Here is a 23,455-nt window from a genome sequence, read left to right as displayed (position 1 = left end):
ATGAGCAAATACAAATGTGTCATTTTCGATTGCGATGGTGTTCTTGTAGATAGCGAACCCACGAGTATTCAAGTTTTGGTTGACATTGCTAATGAATACGGTGCAAACATTGACTTAGAATACGGTATGAAACACTTTAAAGGCAGCTTTTTCGTGGCCTGTAAACAAATGATTGCCGATTTAACCCAACGGAAGCTTCCTGATGATCTGGAGGATATTTATCGTGTTCGTAGTTTTGAGGCTTTCGAGAAAAAGATGGAGGCTGTTGATGGCGTTAGAGATGTTATTGAAAATCTAAACCGGCCATTTTGTGTGGCCTCTAGTGGCCCTGAATCGAAAATAAGATTAAATCTTGGTCTGGCAGGGCTGTTACCTTTCTTTGAAGGTAAAATATTTAGCTGCTATGCCCTTGAAAAGTGGAAGCCAGACCCAGCAGTTTTTTTATGGGCATCAAAGACTATGGGGTTCAAGCCGGAAGAATGTTTGGTAATTGAAGATAGTCTCTCTGGAGTTCGAGCAGCCAAAGCAGGTGGGTTCGACGTTTTTGGCTATACCGCACATGATCCAGAAAACGAATTGCAAACGCTTGCCACTAAAACTTTTTCTAAAATGGATGACTTATTAGCCCTCATTAATAATGAAAGGGCTTAAGTTTTATCAATTTCTCTTCACAAATTAAAAAGGACTTCAAAAGAATTCTTCTATTTTTGTTATAATGCAGGAGCAACTTCAAAAATACATTCCGCCAAAGGCTTTATCTCAAATTTCAGAGCTCTTACAACACGAGAATTTAGTTGTTAAAATCAAGCAAGAGCGGAAAACGCGTCATGGTGATTATAGGCGTCTGCCTAACGGAAAGCATGAAATCACAATCAATTCCAATTTAAATTCGTATCGTTTTTTAATAACTTTGATTCATGAAGTGGCGCATTTAGAAGCCTTCAAAACCTATGGGAGAGCTATAAAACCACATGGGAAAGAGTGGAAACACACCTTTCAGCATTTAATGTTACCATTTTTAAATCCTGAAATATTCCCTGTTGAGTTGTTGCCTTTATTGGCAAGACATTTTAAAAACCCCAAGGCGAGTAGTGATACGGATGCCAATTTATCGTTGGCCTTAAAACAATTTGATGAACCTAACGATAAAACCTATATTTTTGAAGTACCCGTTGGAAGTGTTTTTAAAACTTATAATGGTAAAATCTTTCAAATGGGAAATAAACGTGTAAAACGGTTTGAATGTATTGAGGTTAAAACAGGTAGAATATATTTGTTTAATCCGAATGCTGAAGTAGAACTTATAAAATAAAAACAATGAACAAGAATTATTATGCCATATTAATGGCTGGCGGGGTTGGATCTCGATTTTGGCCAGTAAGTACCGAAGAATTTCCCAAACAATTTCACGACATGTTAGGAACGGGGGATACGCTTATTCAAAAAACTTTTCACCGTTTAGCAAAACTTATCCCGAAAGAAAATATTTTTATTTTAACCAATGAGCGTTATAATGATTTGGTATTGGAACAATTACCAGATGTTACTCAGCGTCAAGTGGTATTAGAACCAGCGATGCGTAATACGGCACCTTGTATTTTGTATGCTTCATTAAAAATTCAAAAAGAAAACCCGGATGCAGTTATGATTGTGGCTCCTAGTGATCATTGGATTGAAGATGAAAATACCTTTTCAAAAAATGTGGAGCAGGCTTTCGAATTTTGTTCAGAAAATGATGCGCTTATGACTTTAGGTATTCAGCCAACCTTCCCGAATACAGGTTATGGTTATATTGAATACGATAAGTCTTCCGCGGAAGCGATAAAATCGGTGAGTCAATTTCGTGAAAAACCAGATTATGAAACCGCTAAAGAATTTATCGCTCAAGGAAACTTTCTTTGGAACGCTGGAATTTTTATGTGGAGCGTAAAAACGGTTATTGATACATTTAAGAAAAATCAACCTGGTTTATATGAGTTGTTTGAATCTGGAATAAGTGTGTATAATACCGAAAGTGAAGCAGATTTTATTAAAGAGAACTATCCTAAAGCAGAAAATATTTCTGTCGATTATGCCATCATGGAGAAGTCTAAAAATGTTTATGTGATCGCCGCAGAGTTCGATTGGAACGATTTAGGAACCTGGGGAAGTTTATACGATAAGCTGGATAAAACTGACAATGGTAATGCCGTAGTGAATGCTAGAGTTTTGCCTGAAGATGCTTCAGGAAATATGATTCGTACTAAAAAGGATAAAATCGTGGTTGTAGACGGTCTCAACGACTATATTATTGTTGATAAAGAGGAAGTTTTACTTATCTTTCCTAAGTCTAAAGAACAGGATATTAAAAAAGTGCTTCAAAATGTGAAAAACACATTTGGAGAGCAATACGGATAATCACAAATGAGCGAAGAAAATAAATTTAATTTTTCGGAGGAAGAAGCTAAAGAAGCCGAGAAAGAAAAAAGTGTAGAAGAGTCCAAGGACGCCGTGAAAAAAGACGCCCAAGGTCTTTTTGATAGTATCAAGGTTTTTTTAAGAGAACTCCTAGACTTTAGGGAGGAAACGGATAGGGAAGCCACGACTAAGGCCATTGTAGCCGATATTCCTTTTAAGGGAGCTACTGCTTGGATTCTGGTTTGTTCTATTTTTGTGGCATCAATTGGGTTAAATGCTAACTCTACGGCAGTGGTAATTGGAGCCATGTTAATTTCTCCTTTAATGGGGCCTATTTTAGGTATTGGTTTATCTATAGCCATTAATGATATCGATACGCTTAAAAAGTCTCTGATAAATTTAGCAACGATGATTGTTTTAAGTTTATTGACGGCTTTTCTTTTCTTCTGGCTATTCCCATTAAGTGAAGATACATCGGAACTTTTAGGGCGTGTGAGACCTGATATTCGAGATGTGTTAATCGCTTTCTTTGGTGGTTTAGCCCTGATTATCGCACGAACTAAAAAAGGCACCATAGCATCTGTAATTTTTGGAGTTGCTATTGCTACAGCTTTAATGCCTCCGCTGTGTACGGCAGGTTATGGCTTAGCTAAAGGGAATTGGGTTTACTTTGGAGGCGCCATGTATTTGTTTACAATTAATACTATTTTCATAGCCTTAGCAACCTTTTTAGTATTGAAACTTTTAAGGTTTCCAATGCTGAAATATGCAAATTCTAAACGCCGTCAATTTATATCTAGGGCGGCCATGTTATTGGCTATAGTTGTCATGGTTCCAGCAGTATGGACCTTTTTAAATGTTTTAAAAGAAAGTAATTTTAAGCGTGATGCTGGGAATTTTATTAGAGAGGAATTAAGTGTTTTACCTCATAGTGACTATCTAAAAAGCAATGCATCGTACACTTTCGTAGATGATGAAAACACTATGATTGAGATAAATACTTTTGGTTTAGAAGAGATTCCTGAAACTACAATTGCCTTATTAAGTAGCCGTCTGGAAGATTATAGTGCTTTGAAGAATACGAAATTGGTTGTGAATCAGAACCGTTCTAAAAACTTAGATAACTTTAAGTATATGGAAGAGTTACGTACCCGTGATTCTTTAGATATTCTATCTCAATCGGATAAAATTAGATATTTAGAAAATCGTTTAAGGCGCTTTTCGAAGCTTGAAAGTACTTACTTGGCTTTTGATGGGTTAACAGAAGAGCTTAAAATTAATTATGAAAACATCGATCGGTTTTCATATTCTAATGTGATTAATACAGATTTTAAAAAGAAAGATACAATTTCAGTTTTTTCGGTGAAGTGGGAAGAAGATTATGAAGAGGCACAACGTGCGAAAGAGAAAACGAAATTAGAAAAGTGGCTGAAGCTAAAGCTTAATTTGGACACTTTGGTGGTTAAACGCTTGAATTAAAATTTTCTAACATACCACTAGTATACTAAAACTATTTTAAAAGTAAAACCCAAGATTTGATTGTTTCAAATCTTGGGTTTTTTTATGTTAATTTTGAAAAGTTTTATTACTTCACAATAAAAGCCTTGCTAAACATGCCTTCTGCAGATTTTACTCGTAAGAAATACTGTCCTTGGGCTATATTTGGGTTTATATTTAATTCTATTTTAGTACTAGATGTGTTTGATACATTAGACTCTATTTGAACTGGTCGCCCATGCGCATCATAAATTACCAAGGAGATGTTGCCAGATATTGGCGCACTAAATTGAACGGTGAGTGCTGCGTTTGTAACAGGATTAGGGTAGATATAACCGCTATTGGTGTGCATACTTATGTTTTCAATGGATAAGGTAGTATAGCCATCAAAAGTAATATCTTGCCAAGGTGTCGTGTTAACTGGGTTGTTACTACTGTGATTATTATACCATGTACTTTCGGCTCCTGTGCTATCAAAGAATTCAGGTTCAATATGTGTTAACGACCATTGGTAAGCATCGTTAATCATTTCTTCTAAAATATCTTGGTAAGCTGGATCGTTGCTTAAATCTTGTGCGTTATTTTCTGAAATATTTGTAGTTAGATCAAATAAGTACCACCTTCCATTTCCTTGAGTAAAGGCCTTTAAATTGTCACGTCTAATACCAACATTATTAATGGCTCTATGTCTTATAGAATATATAGATTCGCCAGCACGAGGGTTGGTTCCAGTAATAACATTTGGCATAATATTTTTACCGTCTACTTGTTTTCCATTAGGCAAAGAAGCACCTGAAAGATTAACCAAAGTTGGATATAAATCTAAGGCTGAAACAGGATAGTCGAAGGTAGCGCCAGCAGGAACTTGTCCTGGCCAGTACATAAACATAGGAACGCGGAAACCGCCTTCGTAGGTATCTCCTTTAACACCTCGAAGCGGTGTATTGTCTGCACCTCGATCTATACGACCGCCATTGTCGCTCATAAAAACGATGAGAGTATTGTTTAATTCTCCATTAGCCGTTAATGCATCTACAATTTTTTTAATACCTCGATCTACCGAATATACCATTGCCGCATAAGTATGACGGTTATTATCCGTATAAGTAAAGTTGTAAGGTGCATTGGTTAAAGCGTTCTTGTCGGAGTCTAAAGCTGTTAGTGGTGTGTGTGGAGCATTGTAAGACATGAAAAGGAAAAAGGGATCACTGTCGTTAGTTTCGGCATTCTGGATGAAAGCAACGCCTTCGTCGGTGAACAAGTCTGTTAAATAAACGTTACTTGGTTCGTTAGCCAGTCCTGTGTTTTTACGTAATGGTCTGTTATATGCCCCACCAAAGCCTCCATCAGCAGTAGAGTTCGTCCAATAGTTATGGCCACCAGTTAGCATCCCGTAGAAATAGTCAAAACCACGAGCGTTGGGACTATGTGTTGAGGATTGGCCTAAATGCCACTTTCCTATTAAGGCTGTGTTATAATTAGCATTTTTGAGTACGGTGCTGAAAAAGGTTTCATTAGCATCTACCCCTAAGTTATATTCATTATCATTTAAATTAAATTGTGCACCAATTTCATGCGGATAACGCCCTGTTAATAGTCCTGCTCGACTTGGACCACAGAAAGGATGTACAGCATAGGCTGAAGAGAAAATAGTTCCGTTGTTTGCAAGGTTGTCAAGGTTGGGTGTTGCGATGTCTGGAGCACCGTTATTAAAGCCTACATCAGCATACCCCAAATCATCAGTAAGGATAAAAATGATATTAGGTGCTTGACTAAGCCCGGTTAAAAAGGAGAAGCTTATAAAACATAAGCTTAAAAGTAATTTTTTGGATAACATGATTCAGGTTTTAATTAAAAATCCTGAAAGGTATATTGATCGCCCTAGCTATGTTTACCTGTATTTATCCTAAATATACTCGAAATTATCTCGTTTGAAGGTTGTTAACTGTTTTCCTCCAAGTACATTCTACGTACTTTTTTAAATAAGTTTGAGGAATAAACAAAGTCGGTAACCACTTCGTTGTCTGTTCTAAAAATATTTTCATGAGAGCCTTCCCAAGCTTTTAATCCGTCTTTTAAAAACACGATTTTCTCGCCAATTTCCATCACCGAATTCATATCATGCGAGTTAATAACGGTTGTGATTTGGTATTCGTCCGTAATCTCTTGAATCAAGTTATCAATAACAATAGCCGTTTTTGGATCTAATCCAGAATTGGGTTCATCACAAAAGAGATACTTTGGTTTATTTACAATAGCACGGGCAATAGCCACACGTTTTTGCATACCACCAGAAGCTTCACTTGGCATTTTGTTATGTGCATTTTCTAAGTTCACTCTGTTCAATACGAAGTCAACACGGTCTTGCATTTCACTTTTGCTCTGTTTGGTAAACATACGTAAAGGAAACATTACGTTTTCAGCAATGGTCATAGAATCGAATAAAGCACTGCCTTGAAAAACCATGCCAATTTGTGCGCGGATATTCCTTTTCTCGTCTTCATCTAAATTCGACAATACATTCCCATCATAGGCAATCGAGCCACCTTCATAATCAAAAATACCCAATAAACATTTTAAGAATACCGTTTTTCCTGCCCCACTTTGCCCAATAATTAAACTGGTTTTACCTTTTTCAAAAGTTGTAGTTATTCCTTTTAATATTTCAGAATCGCCAAACGATTTACGTAAATCTTTAACTTCAATCATTAGCTTAATAACATTTGGGTTAATAAATAGTTTAAAAGAATGATAAAAACACTGGTCCAAACGAAAGAAGTCGTACTTGCTTTTCCAACTTCAAGTGCACCACCTTTCATGTAAAAGCCATGATAAGAAGGAATGGTTGCTAATAAAAAACCAAAAACACATGTTTTTATAAAAGCGTAGGTGATATGAAAAGGATCAAAATCCATTTGTACACCAGTAATATAAGCTTCAGGAGAACTAAAACCGCCATACATACAAGCTACTAATCCGCCAAGAATACCTAAAAACATACCAATACATATAAGAAAAGGGTAAAGCAGTAAAGCGATGAATTTAGGGAAAACCAAATAGTTTACCGCGTTAATACCCATTACTTCAAGGGCATCTATTTGTTCGGTAACACGCATGGTACCTATACTAGATGTTATAAATGAACCCACTTTACCAGCCATAACAATGGAGACAAATGTAGGGGCAAACTCTAATAAAATGGACTGTCTAGTAGCGAATCCAATAAGAGATTGGGGGATTAAGGGATTGTCTATATTCAATGCCGTTTGAATGGTAACTACACCACCAACGAAGAAAGAAATAAAAGCAACAATGCCTAAAGAGTTGATGATTAAATCATCGATATCTTTTAAAATAAGTTTTTTTAAGACGCTCCACTTTGTGGGTTTGTGAAACATTTCACCGATCATTAAAAAATAGGTTCCTATATTATGCAGGTATTTCATATGCAGTTTTGTAGCTGCTAAAGTAAAAAAAACTTAGGGGTATTTAACCTTAATTTTAAATTAAGGCAGTATTAAATATGTATATTTGGCATTCAAATTTAATTACTAATGAAATATATATATTACGTCCTTTTTTCCATTGCATTTTGCTTTTCTAATAAAGCGCTAAGTCAATCTTTTTCAAATGATTCTTCGAGACCTAAGTTAGTGGTTGGTATTGTGGTTGATCAAATGCGTTACGATTATCTAACACGGTTTTATTCAAGATACGGTGAAGGTGGTTTTAAACGTATGATGGCTGAAGGTTACAACTGTAAAAACAATCATTTTAATTATGTGCCTACCTATACCGCGCCAGGACATGCTTCTGTTTTTACCGGAACAACACCAAAATATCATGGTATAATAAGTAACAATTGGTATGATAAGGTAGATAAGAAAAGTGTGTACTGTGCGGAGGACGCCAGTGTGCAGTCTATTGGAACAAAAGATAAGGCTGGTAAAATGTCGCCAAACCGCATGTTAACAACTACATTTACAGATGAAAATAAATTATTTACCCAAATGAAAGGTAAAACCATTGGTGTTTCGGTGAAAGATCGTGGGGCTATTTTACCAGCGGGTCACACAGCTGATGCCGCCTATTGGTTTCATGGAGACGATGAAGGTGTTTTTATTTCAAGTTCTTTCTATATGGAGGCGCTACCTAAATGGGTAAATAAATTCAATTCAAGCAAACAAGCAGCATCGTACTTGAAAAAGTGGGATACCTTTTATGATATGGACACTTATACTGCTAGTGGCGCTGATTTAAATGATTATGAAGGGGGGTTTAAAGGCAAAGAGACGGCTACATTTCCTTATGATTTAAAAAAACTAAAAAGCGAAAATGGAAACTTTAGTATTTTAAAAGCGACACCTTATGGGAATAGTTTAACTGCCGATTTTGCTATTGCTGCTATTGAAGGTGAAGATTTAGGGAAAGATAACATTACCGATGTGCTTACGCTAAGTTTTTCATGTACCGATTATGTAGGACATAATTTTGGAGTAAACTCCAAAGAAGTAGAAGATACTTATATCCGTTTAGATAAAGATTTAGAACGTTTTTTTAAAGTTTTAGATAAAGAAGTTGGTAAAGGTGAGTATGTGGTTTTCTTAACAGCAGACCATGGTGCTATTGATGTGCCTGCGTATTTGCATTCACATAATATCCCTTCTGGATATTTGGATAATAAAGAGCGTAAAAAGGTGTTTAATGACTTTTTAGTTGCAACTTATGGAACAAAAGATGTTGTTGAAAACATTAGTAATAATCAAGTTTTTTTGAATGCTGCCAAATTAAAAGAATTAGGTTTAAACTCCGTTGATGTGCAAAATGCCATCGTTGCCGAGCAAATGACTTATAAGCATATTTCAAAAGCATATACTAGAGATGCTATTGTATCAACGGAATTTACAGAAGGTATTGAAGGCATGATTAAAAGAGGTTTCAATCAAAAGCGTTCTGGTGATGTTGTTTTGGTGAATGATCCTGCTTATATTTCATACGGAAAAACGGGTTCAACACACGGTAGTGGTTTAAATTATGATACGCATGTGCCATTATTGTTTTTTGGTAAAGGTGTTGCGCATGGTGAAACCTCAGAGCGTACAAATATTACCGATATTGCACCGACTATTTCAACTTTATTAGGTATTAGTTTTCCAAATGCTTCTACGGGAAAACCTTTAGGTTACGTGTTAAAATAAATGAGTAAACGCAGTTTGTATTCTATAGTAGCCGCACTTATTTTATTAGGTGTTTATAGTTATGAGCATTTTTTAAAGGAAGAAGAACAGCAAGTTATTATTGCTGACGGAAGCCAGCCTAAAACGCAAACAAATACTTTTTTCCTACCTACGAGCACGACAGGGCAGGTTGTTCATCATGAAGGCTATTCGTTGTCGTATAGTGAAGCTCATGAACAACCTGAATGGGTAGCTTATGAATTGAAAAAATCTGATTTATCAAATCATAATTTCAAACGGCCTTATTTTGAAATAGATTCGGCCGTAAAAACAGGTGCAGCCCATTGGCGTAATTATAAGAATTCAGGATATGATCGCGGACATCTATGCCCAGCAGGTGACAGACGCTCAAGTAAGGCAGCCTATGATGAAACGTTTCTGACCAGTAATATTAGTCCGCAAGAACATAATTTTAACGCCGGTATTTGGAATACTTTAGAACAAAAAGTACGCTATTGGGCAGTAAAATATGACGGTATTTTTGTGGTAACAGGGGGTGTTTTAAGAGGAGATATGCAAGCTATTGGTGATGAAGCCGTTGCCGTTCCTAATGCCTTTTATAAAGTGTTGATTGATTATAATTCTGGAGACCCAAAAATGATTGGGTTTTTAATGCCTCATGAAAATTCTAATAAACCTTTGTATGAATTCGTGGTTTCTGTAGATGATCTTGAAAAACTTACAGGAATTGATTTTTTTCCGCAATTGGATGATGCTAAAGAAGATAAATTAGAAGCCTCAACCAGTTACAAAGATTGGGTGTTTAACTAAGCTTAGAGCGCATGCCTTTCCAACGTAGGTTTCTTATAAATTGACCTTCTTCTTCGGAAACTAAAAAACCGATTTGGTGTTTTTTGGCTTTAAAATAACCAGCTAAATAATCTTTAAACAAGGTCAAGCTTTTCTTTTTAAAAGCTAGTTTTCCAGCTGAAATTAGTGTGATCAAAAAACCATAACGCATTTTGTACATGGCTTCACCTTGTAAATATTTTGAAGAGTTATTGTAACTTATTCCAGTGGGCTTTAAGTGCTTTACATGTAAAGATTCATCGGTTAGAATATCCCAGCCGTAATATTTAGCAAGTAATTCATCAACGGTGTCCCAACCCATGGAAGGTTTAAGTTGTCCGATTTCCTCAAAACAAGCCTTTTTATAGGCTTTTAAAGCACCTCGGATATGATCTTTATTGGTGAGGTTTTCTAAAACCCAATCCTTGTTTTTTTCAATATAGCAGAATCCAGCAGCCATACCTAGTTTCGGGTTGGCTTTAAAATGGGAGGCTAATTGTTCTAAATACTGCTTCGGAAAAATAAGATCGGCATCAAACTTACAAATCACATCGTAACTTTCATCTAAAGTTTCAAACCCTTTATAAAAAGCATTGATGATTTTTGAACCCGGTAAATGCTTGTTTGATGATTTTGAATTTACCAATGAAATAAACGGATGCTTTTCCGCGAAAGCGTTTACAATAGATTGCGTTTTGTCTGTTGAATTATCATTCACCACAACTACACGTTTTGGCAACAAGGTTTGATTGACCAGAGACTCTAAAGTAAGCCCAATCGAGGTTTCTTCGTTATGCGCTGGAATGATAATGTAGAAATTCAAAGTAGAATTTTTTTATAGCGTGACGTTAAATGCGCTCTGCATAAACAATATAATATCTTGGGGTGAACCAACGTAAAATAGGGCGAATTCCAAGTTTTTTAGTCGGGTTTGTCCATTTTTGACGGTCTATAATTTTCCACCCCGCTTTTTCTAGTAACCAGTCGAATTGCCAATCTTCAAACTCATGATAATGTCTGTCTAACATATCAGTTTTACTTCTATAAGCAGAAGAAAACCAAAGTTTCAAGGGGATACTCGCCACCAATTTATCTGATTTAATGGCTTTAAGAACGGTAAAAGGGGAGAGCAGGTGTTCAAAAATCTCAAAGGCTGTAACGACTCTGGCTTCAGAATTTACAATATTTGTGGTGTCGAGGTCTAAGTCTTCTCCTTTTGTGTTTTCTACTTGAAAGCCATGATCTTTCATGATTTTAGAAAACGGATTCACAACGCCTAAATCTAAAATAGATTCAGAAGTTGCAATGTGTTTTTCTAAAAATTCAATCGTATGTTTAAAACGTTTATTAGGGAATGTTTTTTCGTACATGAATTTGTTTTACTATATCATTTCCGTGAAAACGGAAAATTTAAATAAAGACTCAATAGTTTATACCTCGTAAACAATGGCGTTAATGTTCATGCCAGCACCAACGCTAGCAAACATAATGTGGTCACCTTTGTTGATTTCTTGTCCGTCCATCTCACCATTTAAAATCAAATCGTATAAAGTTGGCACGGTAGCCACGCTAGAATTCCCAAGTTTTCCAATACTCATAGGCATAATACCATCAGGCATTTCCATGTCGTAAAGCTCGTAGAAACGCTTAACGATGGCTTCGTCCATTTTCTCGTTAGCTTGATGAATTAGGATTTTTTTGATTTTAGAAATGTCAATACCACTTTTATCTAAGCAAGATTTCATGGCCATAGGGACGTTCGTTAATGCAAATTCGTAAATTTTACGTCCGTGCATTTTTATGTAACGTCTGTTGTCGCTAATGTCTTGGTTGTAGGTTTCTCCGAAGTAAATAAAATGTGCCTCATCTAAGGCAAAAGTTGCAGCTTCATGGGCTAAAATACCACCTTGTTGCTCTGTCGTCGCTTCTACAATAACCGCACCAGCACCATCGCTATAAATCATGGAATCTCTATCGAAAGGATCGATAACTCTAGATAATGTTTCAGCACCAATCACTAAGCATTTTTTAGCGATGCCAGATTTAATAAAGGCTTCCGCTTGAATAACCCCTTGAATCCATCCTGGGCAACCAAAGAGTAAATCGTAACCCACACATTTAGGGTTTTCAATACGTAAAAGGTGTTTTACTCGAGAGGCAATACTAGGAACGGTATCACTTTGTATGCTGTCGCTTTTTACGTCACCGTAATTGTGGGCAACAATGATATAATCAAGGTCTTCTTTTGAAATATTCGCGTTTTCGATGGCTTTTTTAGCCGCAAAAGAAGCGATATCTGAAGTGGTTAAATGCGGTTTAGCATAACGCCTTTCTTTAATGCCAGTAATGGCTTTAAATTTTTTGACAATAACTTCACTTGGTGCATTTATTGTTGAACCATCACTATTTAAAAATTCATGATTATGAAAGTCTTCGTTACGCTCTATGTTAGAAGGAATGTAACTTCCAGTTCCTGTTATTTTTATATTCATAAAATAGGAAATTGCCTTGATTAGGTTTACTATCTAGCAATATAAATAGTTTTAAATAATGATGGTTTTAATTTGTAAATAATTTACGATGTTCAACCCTTATTTTAAGCCTCAATATAGTCTTCAATAGGAGCGCAAGAACATATTAAATTTCTATCACCATAGGCATCATCCACACGTCTTACGCTTGGCCAAAACTTATTATCTTTTACATAATCCAATGGAAAAGCAGCTTGTTCACGCGTGTATGGGAAGTCCCAAGTATCGTTAGTTACCATCGCTAAAGTATGTGGTGCATTCTTTAAAACGTTATTATTATCGTCTTTTGAAGCGTTATCTATCTCATTCTTAATGGCAATTAAAGCATCACAGAATCTATCGATTTCAGCTTTGCTTTCGCTTTCCGTAGGCTCGATCATTAAAGTTCCTGCAACAGGGAATGATAGGGTAGGCGAGTGAAAACCGTAGTCTATTAATCGTTTTGCGATATCGGTAACTTCAATACCATTAGTTTTAAAAGCACGACAATCTACAATCATTTCATGTGCCGCTCTACCACGTTCACCTGAATATAAAGTATCAAAACTTCCTTGTAAACGGTGCTTGATATAATTGGCGTTTAATATGGCTATTTTAGTAGATTCGGTTAATCCTTCAGCGCCTAACATTTTAATGTATCCGTAAGAAATCAAACAAACTAAAGCAGAACCAAATGGCGCTGCAGAAATTCCTGTAATCGCTTCTTTACCACCAGTTTTTATAATTGGGTTTCCAGGTAAGAAAGGTACAAGTTGTTCAGCAACACAAATAGGGCCAACACCTGGGCCACCACCACCATGAGGAATGGCAAATGTTTTATGAAGGTTTAAGTGACAAACGTCTGCACCAATGTTTCCAGGATTTGTTAATCCTACTTGGGCATTCATGTTGGCACCGTCCATGTATACTTGTCCGCCATTATCATGAATAATTTTGGTGATTTCTTTAATCGCAGATTCGTAAACCCCGTGCGTAGAAGGGTATGTTACCATTAAACATGATAAATTATCGGCGTGTAATTGGGCTTTTTCACGTAAATCGTCTACATCAATATTACCTTCAGCTGTAGATTTTGTAACCACTACTTTCATACCTGCCATAACAGCACTTGCAGGATTTGTTCCGTGTGCGGAAGAAGGAATTAAGCAGATGTTTCTATGATGATCATTACGTGATTCGTGGTAAGCCTTTATAACCATAAGTCCAGCGAACTCACCTTGAGCACCAGAATTTGGTTGTAAAGAAGTAGCAGCAAAACCTGTGATTTCTGTGAGTTGATCTTCTAAAGCTTTAAGAATCGTTAAATAACCTTTAGCTTGTTTTAGTGGTGCAAAAGGGTGAATAGTCCCCCAGTTAACCGAACTAAGCGGTAGCATTTCTGAAGCTGCGTTTAATTTCATCGTACAAGATCCTAAAGAAATCATAGAATGATTTAACGATAAATCTTTGCGCTCAAGCATTTTGATGTAACGCATTAATTCCGTTTCAGAATGGTGACTGTTAAATACCGGTTCTGTTAAGAAATCTGTGGTTCTTTGAATGTTTTCTGATATGTTATTGAATTGTTCAACTTCAGAAATTACAATCGTTTTTTTCTTCGCTGCTTTAGCAAAAACTGAAATTAAATCGTTGATGTCGCTAACCGAAGTCGTTTCGTTTATAGAAATGGTAACGGTATGCTTATCAGGGTAGAAGAAATTTACCTTTTTAGCGGTAGCAATTTTTTCTATTTTCTTTGCTTTGGTTTTTATTTGAAGCGTATCAAAATACGAAGTGTTCGTTTGTTCGTATCCTAATTGCTCTAAGGCATGAGCTAAAGTTGCTGCTTTGTTATGAATTTTGTTTGCAATAAATTTTAGGCCTTTCGGACCATGATATACGGCATACATACTAGCCATCACAGCTAATAGCACTTGAGCCGTACAAATGTTAGATGTTGCTTTGTCACGTTTTATGTGTTGCTCTCTCGTTTGTAGCGCCATTCGCAGTGCACGGTTTCCGTTGGTATCTTTGGTAACTCCAATAATACGACCTGGTAAATCACGTTTGTAAGCTTGTTTTGTTGCGAAATAAGCCGCGTGTGGGCCACCATAACCCATAGGGATTCCAAAGCGTTGCGTTGTTCCAACAACAACATCGGCACCAAATTTTCCTGGAGCTTCTAATTTTATTAAACTTAAAATATCGGCAGCAACGGCTACTTTAATTCTGGCGTCGTTTGCTTGTGTTATAAAGGATTCTATATCGGTAATTTGTCCTTCTTTTCCTGGGTATTGTAGAATAGCTCCGAAAAATTCAGAAGAAAAATCGAAGGATTCCTCATTACCAATCACTAATTCAATGCCAATAGGTGTGGCTCTAGTTTGCAGCACTGATAAAGTTTGAGGTAATATATTTTCTGAAACGAAAAACTTATTAATACCCGCTTTTTTCTGATCGCGTTCGCGAACGGCGAATAACAAACTCATAGCTTCTGCAGCAGCAGTACTTTCATCTAAAAGTGATGCATTGGCAATTTCCATACCGGTTAAGTCAATAATCATGGTTTGGAAATTCAATAAAGCTTCAAGACGTCCTTGAGCAATCTCAGCTTGATAAGGCGTATATGCTGTGTACCAACCTGGGTTTTCTAAAACGTTACGTTGAATCACCGCCGGTAAGACTGTTGGATGATACCCTAAACCGATATAAGTTTTGTAAACTTTATTTTTTTGAGACAACGCATGAATATGTAATAAATATTCATATTCTGTCATAGGCTCGTCTAAATTAAGAGGTTTTTTTAAACGAATATCATCTGGAATGGTTTCGTAAATTAACTGATCTAATGAGTCTAAACCAAGAGTTTCTAACATTAGGTTTTGGTCCTCTTCTCTAGGGCCAATATGACGCAAAGCAAACGCGTTTGTATTCATAAAAGTGTATTTGTATAAATAATTCGCAAAAATAATGAATATTTATCGTGATTTATTGCGAAAAATAGAAAGTTTTTAACCAGTTGAATTCCCTAGCGGCACTTTAGTTACATTTGTTTAATGAATTTTTTAAAAAAGGGTTTTGCATTTTATATCAATAGTAGTATTCACGTGGCTTTAGCCGTGTGTGCATTAGCTTGTGTAACCCTGTTAGAGCTTGGGTTGAAACCTAGTAAAGTAGTCCTTTGCTTCATCTTTTTTGCTGCTATTTCGGGTTATAATTTTGTTAAATTTTTTAGCGATCTTAAGTTTTATTATCCTAGGTTGGCAAATCGTGTAAAAGCCATTCCTGTTTTAACCCTTTTTTCAGTTTTAATGACAGGGTTTTACATGATTCAATTACAAACGAAAACCGTTTTTATCGTAAGTGGATTTGCTGTATTAACGGTGTTGTATTCCATTCCGTTTTTACGGAACAAAACACAAAATTTACGCCATGTTGAAGGACTAAAGGTTTACATTATTGCTTTCGTATGGATGGGGGTTAGTGTTTTTCTTCCGGTTATTGAATCTGGCCATGACATCACAAAAGAGGTGCTTTTAATGGGGCTTCAGCGTTTTGCTTATGTTTTGGTATTGATGTTGCCTTTTGAAATTCGTGATTTAAAATATGATCCTTTAAACTTGAAAACCATTCCGCAGAAAATAGGGGTAAAAAAAACGAAGCTTTTGGGTGTTGTACTTTTAGTGTTTATGCTTGTTTTAGAGTACTTTAAAGCTGAGGCGTCTGCTTCTAGTGGAATTGCTTTAGGTATTGTTCTCTTTGTAACGGGTGTATTTGTATGGAGATCTAAACAGGAACAAGCGAAATATTACTGTGCTTTTTGGGTGGAAGCACTTCCTGTAGTTTGGTTAATTTTGATGTTGATTGTCGGCTAGTGCTTTATCAACAGTTTTTCGCATGGCTTCCTTGCATTCGGGATCCAGGCAGTCAACCCGCGATTTTTTTATGCATTTAGAGAGTTTAGTATTAATTTTTGTATGCTTTCTGCAAGTTTTACAATAAATGATATGTAAATTCAGCTTGACTTTATCCCATAGAGACGCTTCCTTATATTGCACCTTGTCACAAATATGACTCGCTTCTTCGCACGGCATGAAAACCTTTATCTTACTCATAATTATAACCAATTTTCTTTTAAACAATCTGCCATGGCCGTTCGTGCTCTATGAATGATTACCCAAAGGTTAGACGCTGTAATATTCAGTTCATTACAGATTGTTTCTGTTTCGTAATTAAGAATGGTTTTCATTTTAAAAACTTCAGCTTGTTTCTTTGGAAGCTTACTTAAACAATTGTGTATGGCATCACCAAGTTCCGAATTCTCTAAAGCGTCTTCAGCGGTTTTATCAAAGGGATCGGCAACGCGTTCTTCCAACCAATCGCCTTCACTTTCAGAATCTCTATAGTTAATTCTAACTTCGGCTTTGCCTTTATTTGAATTAATTTTACGGTAGTGGTCAATAATTTTTCGCTTTAAAATGGAGATTAGCCAGGTGCGTTCACTGGCTTCTCCCTTAAAGTTTTTCATCGATTTTAAAGCAGCCAAAAAGGTGTCTTGTACCAAATCTTGGGCAATCTCCCTGTCACTTACACGAGAAATGGTGTAATTGAATAAGTAATCTGAATACGAATCGATCCACTTATTAGGGTTAATTTGATGATTTGGCATTGAGGAACAAGTTTTAGTGTTTCAAAAGTAGTTGAAAAAAATGAATTTTATTTAGAGATTAATCCCGCACGTCTCAATAAAGCTTCTGGTTGAGGTTCTTGACCTCTAAATCGCTTATAAAGTGTCATTGGATTTTCAGTACCACCTTGAGACAGGACGTTGTCCTGAAATTTCTTAGCTACAGTTTTATTAAAAATTCCCGTTTCTTTGAAATATTCAAAAGCATCGGCATCTAGAACTTCGGCCCATTTGTAGCTGTAATACCCAGAGGAGTACCCGCCTTGAAAAATATGTGAAAAGGCGGTGCTCATACAGTTTTCTTCAACTTCAGGATAAAGAGTTGTGCCTTTAAAAGCTTCTTTTTCGTGCGCTTTCACATTTTTTATTGGGCTAGGATCTTCACCATGCCAGCTCATGTCTAAAAGACCAAAGCTTAACTGACGTAAGGTCTGCATGCCTTCGTGAAAAGCAGCCGATTCTTTAATTTTTTCAACTAAATCCATAGGAATCACTTCTCCAGTTTCATAGTGGGTAGCGAATAATTCTAAGGCTTCTTTTTCGTAGCACCAGTTTTCTAAAACCTGACTTGGTAATTCTACAAAATCCCAATACACGCTTGTTCCGGATATACTAGGGTAGGTGGTATTAGCTAACATACCGTGTAAGGCATGACCAAATTCATGAAATAAAGTGGTGACTTCGTTAAAGGTTAAAAGTGATGGTTTGCTTTTTGTTGGTTTCGTGAAATTACAAACGATAGAAATATGTGGTCTGCTGTTTTCGCCATCTTTTATGTATTGAGGCTTGTAGGAGGTCATCCATGCGCCGTTACGTTTTCCTGCTCTTGGAAAAAAATCGGCGTAGAAAATAGAAACCAAGTCTCCGTTGCTGTTGGTTACTTTATAAGTTAGAACATCTTCATGATATTTATCGATATTGTTAATTTCTTCAAAGTTTAAATCGAATAATTTATTAGCAATGGTAAACGCGCCATTTATTACATTTTCTAGTTTGAAGTATGGTTTTAATAACTCATCATCTAAACTGAATAATTTTTGCTTGAGTTTTTCAGAATAATAAGCCCCATCCCATTTTTCTAAATGATCGATGCCATCAAGTTCTTTAGCAAAGGTTTCTAGCTTTTCGAATTCTTTTTCAGCCGCAGGCTTGGCTTTTTCTAAAAGTTCGTTTAAAAAGTTTGTAACGGTTTCTGGAGTTTGCGCCATACGTTCTTCTAAAACAAAATGAGCGTGGGTTTTGTACCCTAATAAGTTGGCACGCTCATAACGTAGTTTTACTATTTTTAGCACGTTTTCCTGGTTGTCTAAAGCATCACCTTTAAAAGCTTTAGCACCCGCTTCTAGAGCTAATTTTTTTCTAAGTTCACGGTTATCGGCATAGGTAAGAAACGGAATGTAGCTTGGATAATCTAAGGTGAACATCCAACCGATTTTTTCTTTAGATTCTGCCAATTGCTTCGCAGCTTCAATAGTACCTTCTGGAAGACCAGATAAATCGGCTTCATTGGTAATTAGCATTTCAAACTTATTGGTTTCGGCTAAAACATTCTCGCCAAATTTAAGCGTTAACTGACTCAATTGCTTGTCGATATCTCTTAGTTTTTGCTTTTTTTCTTCCGCTAGGTTCGCACCATTTCTAGAGAAACCTTTATATTTTTTATCAAGCAGTGTTTGTTGTTCTGTGGTAAGGTCCAAATCAGCTTTAAATTCGTAAACCGCTTTAACACGCTTAAATAAATTCTCATTTAAAGTAATATCATTACTAAATTCAGAAAGTAAAGGCGAAACTTCTTGTGCTATTTTTTGAATGGTTTCATTAGTTTCTGCTGAGTTTAAATTAAAGAAAATACTACCCAAACGATCCAACTGTTCCCCCGAGAAATCTAAAGCTACGATCGTGTTTTCGAATGAAGGCTTTTCTTGGCTGTTCGCGATGCTATCTATCTCTTTTTTAGCGTTTTCAATAGACTTTTTAAATGCCGGTAGGAAGTCTTCGTTTTTAATTTTTGAGAATGGAGGGGTGTTGTATTGCGTATTATATGGTGTAATTAATGATTTGTTTATCATTTCTTTAATTTAAGTGTTAAATATTTATTTTACTATGTGCGCATAATAAAAAAATATGTATTTTTGAAGTAATAATTGCAGAGTGACTAACTCAATAGAATTATTTGTTAATAGCTGAAAAGCCTCGAAATTGTTTCGAGGCTTTTTTCATGCTATAGGTCTTTGGCAGATTCGTTAACTTTAACTTTCAACCCTTCTTTGTACATAATAATCTTATCAAGCACGCATTTATCGCTGGCGCCAATAATTTGAGCAGCGAGAATACCTGCGTTTTTGGCACCGTTTAAGGCCACTGTAGCTACAGGAACACCACCTGGCATTTGTAAAATGGATAGGACAGAATCCCAACCATCTATAGAGTTACTGCTTTTTACAGGCACTCCAATTACAGGAAGTGGCGATAAAGAAGCGATCATACCTGGTAAATGCGCAGCACCTCCAGCACCAGCAACAACGACCGAAAAACCTCTGGTATGGGCATTTTTACCATAATCAAATAATTTTTCTGGTGTACGGTGCGCCGAAACAATATCAACTTCAACTTCAATATCAAAACCTTTTAAGATGTCAATCGCATCTTGCATTACAGGAAGGTCGCTTTTGCTTCCCATGATTACGCCTACTTTACTCATATCTATTCGCTTATTACTTTAATACTGTTTTTAACTTGTTCTGCTACGCGTCGCGCTTCATTCAAATCTTCATTCACAATCGTGACATGCCCCATCTTTCTAAATGGTCTGGTTTGTTTTTTACCGTAAATGTGTGGTGTAACACCATCCATTTTCATGATGTTTTCTATGTTTTCGTAAACGACATTTCCAGAATAGCCTTCAGCGCCCACTAAGTTAACCATAACACCACCAACTTTATTATCGGTACGTCCTAAAGGTAAATTTAATATGGCTCTAATGTGCTGTTCGAATTGCGAGGTATAACTCGCTTCAATTGTTTGGTGACCAGAATTGTGAGGTCTTGGTGCGACCTCGTTAATAAGAATGTCATCGTCTTGGGTTTGAAACATTTCAACAGCCAATAAACCAACATGATTAAATGCTTTTGAAGCACGTAGCGCTACATCTTCCGCTTTTTCAGCAATGGCTTCAGGAATTCTTGCAGGGCATATCACATATTCCACTTGATTGGCTTCTGGGTGAAATTCCATTTCAACAACCGGATAGGTTTTAATTTCGCCAGATGCACTTCTAGAAACAATAACAGCCAATTCATTTTTAAAAGGCACTAAGGTTTCAGCAATACATTCTACGTTTGGTAAATCTTTTAAATCATCAACAGATTTTACAATTTTTACGCCTGTACCGTCGTAACCAAATTGTGCACATTTCCAAACAAAGGGTAGGCTTAAACCACCGTGGTTTATGGCTTCTTCAATTTCAGAAGTATATGCAAAACGTGAAAATGGAGCGGTAGGTAAGTTGTTATCTACGTAAAATAATTTTTGAGTGGCTTTATTCTGGATGGTTCTTAGCGTTTTAGAAGACGGATATACTTTCACTCCTTCTTTTTCTAAAGCTTCGAGCGCATCAACATTTACGTTTTCAATTTCAAAAGTTAAAACATCTACTTGTTTTCCAAAATTATAAACCGCATCATAATCCATTAAATCACCCAGCTGAAAATGGTCGCAAGCAATTTTGCAAGGCGCTTCATCGCTAGACTCAAGAACAGCTGTGTAAATATCGAATTTCCGTGTGTTGTACAGTAGCATTTTACCAAGTTGGCCGCCACCTAAAATACCAAGTTTAAAGTTTGATGAAAAATAATTCATTAAATGTGTTTTTTACTAAATCGAAATTAGGATAGGCAAAAATACGGTTAAATCTTAAATTAGTTCCTAAAATCATAAATCAAAAAATGGTTATTGCTCAATCTATTGATTATCTTTGCCTCTTTAAAAAATATTTAAGTTTTGATAAAGCTACACGATAAATTTTTTAAGCCCTTTATACCTGCGAAACAAATAGATGAAGTGATGCAACGTCTAGCAACCGAAATTGCTAACGATGTAGGCGACGAAATCCCTATTTTTATTGGTATTTTGAATGGCTCATTTATGGTGGTTAGCGATTTTGTAAAAAAATATCCTAAACCTTGTGAGGTCACTTTTATAAAGTTAGCATCTTACGAAGGCGTAAAATCTACCGAAGATATACAGCGGTTAATAGGATTAACACAAGACTTAACCGGGCGTACCGTAATTATTCTGGAAGATATTATTGACACAGGAAATACTTTAGCGGAAGTTCATCGCATTTTTAAAAATGAAAATGTAAAATCTTTAAAAATAGCCACGCTTTTCTACAAGCCTGAAGCTTATAAGAAGGATTTTAAATTGCATTACGTTGGCATCGAAATTCCAAACAAATTCATAGTAGGTTACGGCTTAGATTATGATGGTTTAGGGCGAAATTTGCCAGAAGTATATCAAATAAAACAAACTCAACATATGACAAACCTAGTGTTATTTGGCCCTCCAGGTGCCGGTAAAGGAACTCAAGCAGAATTTTTAAAGGAAAAGTATAATTTAGTACATATCTCTACAGGTGATGTTTTTAGATTTAATATCAAAAACGAAACAGCATTAGGGATGTTAGCAAAATCGTTTATTGATAAAGGTGAATTGGTTCCAGATCAAGTGACTATCGACATGCTTAACGCAGAAGTTGAAAAAAACGCCGATGCTAACGGATTTATTTTTGATGGTTTCCCACGTACCAACGCGCAAGCAGAATCTTTAGACAAGCTCATGACTTCAAAAGATTCTCAAATTAATGCCATGATAGCCTTGGAAGTTGATGATGAAATTCTTGTAGAACGTCTTCTTGGTCGAGGTAAAACTAGCGGGCGCGCAGACGATGCTAACGAATCTATTATTAGAAATAGAATTACAGAATATTACAACAAAACAGCTATTTTAAAAGAATACTATTCGGCTCAAGATAAATATTTTGGTGTTGATGGTGTAGGTAGCATCGAAGACATTACAGAGCGTTTAAGTGCTGTGATAGATAAATTATAGTGGAATTCCCACGAAGGTGGGAATCTCATTAAAGAACTATACGTTTTAATTGTAGTTCGTTTAGGCCATTTTTGGTTTAATATAACTTCATTAAAAAGATTCGCGCCTTCGCGGGCATGATAAATACAAGCAAAAGAATGACTGAAGGGAATTTTGTAGACTACGTAAAAATGTATGTATCTTCTGGAAACGGAGGAAAAGGTTCTTCGCATTTACATCGCGAAAAGTACATAGCCAAAGGTGGCCCAGACGGTGGTGATGGTGGTCGTGGAGGTCATGTTATTATTCGAGGGCAATCTAATTTATGGACCCTACTTCACTTAAAGTTTAAAAAACACATTCGTGCTGGACATGGTGGGCACGGTAGTAGTGGTAGAAGTTTTGGTAGCGATGGTGAAGATGTTTACATCGATGTGCCATTAGGAACTGTAGTTCGCGATACCGAAACCAATAGTGTCCTTTTTGAAATCACCGAAGAAGGCGAGGAGCGCATCTTAGCCCAAGGAGGGAAAGGTGGCTTAGGAAACTGGCATTTTAAAACCTCTACAAATCAAACGCCACGTTACGCACAGCCAGGTATGCCTATGGAAGAGTTTTATGTAACCATGGAACTTAAAGTGCTTGCAGATGTTGGTTTAGTAGGATTTCCAAACGCAGGGAAATCAACATTACTCTCTGTAGTCACTTCTGCAAAACCAAAAATTGCCGATTACGAGTTTACCACGCTAAAACCTAATTTAGGAATTGTACAATATCGTGATTTCCAAACCTTTGTTATGGCCGATATTCCTGGAATTATCGAGGGTGCCGCCGAAGGAAGGGGTTTAGGACATTACTTTTTACGTCATATCGAACGTAACTCCATTTTACTGTTTTTAATTCCAGCCGATGCTGAAGATATTAAAAAACAATATGATATTCTCTTAGATGAGTTACGTCGTTACAATCCAGAAATGTTGGATAAAGACCGTATTATCGCCATTTCTAAAAGTGATATGCTTGATGATGAGCTTAAAGCTGAAATGAAAATCGAACTTGATAACGAATTGCCAATTCCGTATATGTTCATCTCTTCAGTAGCCCAAAAAGGCATTACTGAGCTTAAAGATGTACTGTGGAAAATGTTGAATTAAACCCGTTAAATCTTCCGCGAAAGCGAAAGTATTTTAATAGCATAATATTGCTTATTTAATGAGCGATAACAGCATTACGATTGTTGCCCCTTCATG

Annotated in this window: 20 protein-coding genes; 9 read left to right on the top strand and 11 right to left on the bottom strand. The window is 36.3% G+C overall.

The features are described 5' to 3' along the window. The 4 genes from KO493_RS02345 to KO493_RS02330 all read left to right on the top strand — a co-directional run bounded on the left by KO493_RS02345 (position 1) and on the right by KO493_RS02330 (position 3,876). Positions 1-651 (top strand): HAD family hydrolase, encoded by a 651-nt coding sequence (locus tag KO493_RS02345; RefSeq protein WP_216066326.1) that lies wholly within the window; start codon positions 1-3, stop codon positions 649-651. 64 nt (positions 652-715) lie between these two features. After that, positions 716-1,312 carry a SprT-like domain-containing protein gene (locus KO493_RS02340; protein ID WP_216066325.1) on the top strand — a complete coding sequence of 199 codons (597 nt, stop codon included), beginning with the start codon at positions 716-718 and terminating at the stop codon, positions 1,310-1,312. 5 nt (positions 1,313-1,317) lie between these two features. After that, the gene (locus KO493_RS02335; protein WP_216066324.1) at positions 1,318-2,397 is read left to right on the top strand and encodes a mannose-1-phosphate guanylyltransferase; all 1,080 of its coding nucleotides are present in this window, start codon (positions 1,318-1,320) and stop codon (positions 2,395-2,397) included. A 6-nt stretch (positions 2,398-2,403) separates the two neighbouring features. Beyond that, positions 2,404-3,876: a DUF389 domain-containing protein gene (locus tag KO493_RS02330; protein ID WP_216066323.1), complete on the top strand. Its 1,473-nt coding sequence runs from the start codon at positions 2,404-2,406 to the stop codon at positions 3,874-3,876. 106 nt (positions 3,877-3,982) lie between these two features. On the opposite strand, the gene KO493_RS02325 is transcribed toward KO493_RS02330, so the two are convergent. From KO493_RS02325 to KO493_RS02315, 3 genes are all read right to left on the bottom strand, one after another. Then, the gene (locus tag KO493_RS02325; protein ID WP_216066321.1) at positions 3,983-5,731 is read right to left on the bottom strand and encodes a sulfatase-like hydrolase/transferase; all 1,749 of its coding nucleotides are present in this window, start codon (positions 5,729-5,731) and stop codon (positions 3,983-3,985) included. Positions 5,732-5,835: 104 nt separating this feature from the next. Beyond that, entirely contained in the window at positions 5,836-6,603 is a 768-nt protein-coding gene (locus KO493_RS02320) for an ABC transporter ATP-binding protein (protein ID WP_216066320.1), read from the bottom strand. After that, the gene (locus KO493_RS02315) at positions 6,603-7,340 is read right to left on the bottom strand and encodes an MlaE family ABC transporter permease (protein ID WP_216066319.1); all 738 of its coding nucleotides are present in this window, start codon (positions 7,338-7,340) and stop codon (positions 6,603-6,605) included. Before KO493_RS02315 ends, KO493_RS02320 begins: the two co-directional genes overlap by 1 nt. 108 nt (positions 7,341-7,448) lie before the next feature. Between KO493_RS02315 and pafA the strand changes: the two genes are divergently transcribed. Together pafA and KO493_RS02305 are read left to right on the top strand one after the other, a co-directional pair. Beyond that, the gene (gene pafA / locus KO493_RS02310; protein WP_216066318.1) at positions 7,449-9,092 is read left to right on the top strand and encodes an alkaline phosphatase PafA; all 1,644 of its coding nucleotides are present in this window, start codon (positions 7,449-7,451) and stop codon (positions 9,090-9,092) included. Beyond that, complete coding sequence (locus tag KO493_RS02305) at positions 9,093-9,902, top strand: DNA/RNA non-specific endonuclease (protein ID WP_216066317.1); 810 nt, start codon at positions 9,093-9,095, stop codon at positions 9,900-9,902. Here KO493_RS02305 and KO493_RS02300 read toward each other — a convergent pair. From KO493_RS02300 to gcvP, 4 genes are all read right to left on the bottom strand, one after another. Then, complete coding sequence (locus tag KO493_RS02300) at positions 9,895-10,743, bottom strand: glycosyltransferase family 2 protein (RefSeq protein ID WP_216066316.1); 849 nt, start codon at positions 10,741-10,743, stop codon at positions 9,895-9,897. The genes KO493_RS02305 and KO493_RS02300 overlap by 8 nt on opposite strands. Positions 10,744-10,768: 25 nt before the next feature. After that, positions 10,769-11,290, bottom strand: coding sequence for a methyltransferase (locus KO493_RS02295; RefSeq protein ID WP_216066315.1), 522 nt, complete (start codon positions 11,288-11,290; stop codon positions 10,769-10,771). 60 nt (positions 11,291-11,350) lie between these two features. Beyond that, positions 11,351-12,412: a 3-oxoacyl-ACP synthase III family protein gene (locus tag KO493_RS02290; protein ID WP_216066314.1), complete on the bottom strand. Its 1,062-nt coding sequence runs from the start codon at positions 12,410-12,412 to the stop codon at positions 11,351-11,353. Between the two features lie 104 nt (positions 12,413-12,516). Next, positions 12,517-15,366 carry an aminomethyl-transferring glycine dehydrogenase gene (gene gcvP, locus KO493_RS02285; protein WP_216066313.1) on the bottom strand — a complete coding sequence of 950 codons (2,850 nt, stop codon included), beginning with the start codon at positions 15,364-15,366 and terminating at the stop codon, positions 12,517-12,519. Between the two features lie 120 nt (positions 15,367-15,486). Between gcvP and KO493_RS02280 the strand changes: the two genes are divergently transcribed. Then, positions 15,487-16,305 (top strand): hypothetical protein, encoded by an 819-nt coding sequence (locus tag KO493_RS02280; RefSeq protein ID WP_252723138.1) that lies wholly within the window; start codon positions 15,487-15,489, stop codon positions 16,303-16,305. A 242-nt stretch (positions 16,306-16,547) separates the two neighbouring features. Here the strand turns inward: KO493_RS02280 and KO493_RS02275 are convergent, their stop codons facing one another. From KO493_RS02275 to KO493_RS02260, 4 genes are all read right to left on the bottom strand, one after another. Continuing rightward, positions 16,548-17,099 carry a sigma-70 family RNA polymerase sigma factor gene (locus tag KO493_RS02275; RefSeq protein WP_216066312.1) on the bottom strand — a complete coding sequence of 184 codons (552 nt, stop codon included), beginning with the start codon at positions 17,097-17,099 and terminating at the stop codon, positions 16,548-16,550. Between the two features lie 47 nt (positions 17,100-17,146). Continuing rightward, positions 17,147-19,186, bottom strand: coding sequence for a M3 family metallopeptidase (locus KO493_RS02270; protein WP_216066311.1), 2,040 nt, complete (start codon positions 19,184-19,186; stop codon positions 17,147-17,149). A 152-nt stretch (positions 19,187-19,338) separates the two neighbouring features. Further along, on the bottom strand, positions 19,339-19,818 hold the full coding sequence (purE, locus tag KO493_RS02265) for a 5-(carboxyamino)imidazole ribonucleotide mutase (RefSeq protein WP_216066310.1): 480 nt from the start codon (positions 19,816-19,818) through the stop codon (positions 19,339-19,341). A gap of 2 nt (positions 19,819-19,820) precedes the next feature. Continuing rightward, positions 19,821-20,975 carry a 5-(carboxyamino)imidazole ribonucleotide synthase gene (locus KO493_RS02260; protein WP_216066309.1) on the bottom strand — a complete coding sequence of 385 codons (1,155 nt, stop codon included), beginning with the start codon at positions 20,973-20,975 and terminating at the stop codon, positions 19,821-19,823. Between the two features lie 141 nt (positions 20,976-21,116). On the opposite strand from KO493_RS02260, the gene KO493_RS02255 reads away from it, so the two are divergent. Both KO493_RS02255 and obgE read left to right on the top strand, forming a co-directional pair. Then, complete coding sequence (locus tag KO493_RS02255) at positions 21,117-22,226, top strand: adenylate kinase (RefSeq protein ID WP_216066308.1); 1,110 nt, start codon at positions 21,117-21,119, stop codon at positions 22,224-22,226. 137 nt (positions 22,227-22,363) lie between these two features. Further along, complete coding sequence (gene obgE / locus KO493_RS02250) at positions 22,364-23,359, top strand: GTPase ObgE (RefSeq protein ID WP_216066307.1); 996 nt, start codon at positions 22,364-22,366, stop codon at positions 23,357-23,359. Positions 23,360-23,455: the final 96 nt, after the last annotated feature.

The sequence above is a fragment of the Pseudotamlana agarivorans genome, assembly GCF_018860245.1.
In the GTDB taxonomy this organism is placed as follows: Bacteria; Bacteroidota; Bacteroidia; order Flavobacteriales; family Flavobacteriaceae; genus Pseudotamlana; species Pseudotamlana agarivorans_A.
This window is presented reverse-complemented; position numbering and strand designations above follow the sequence as displayed.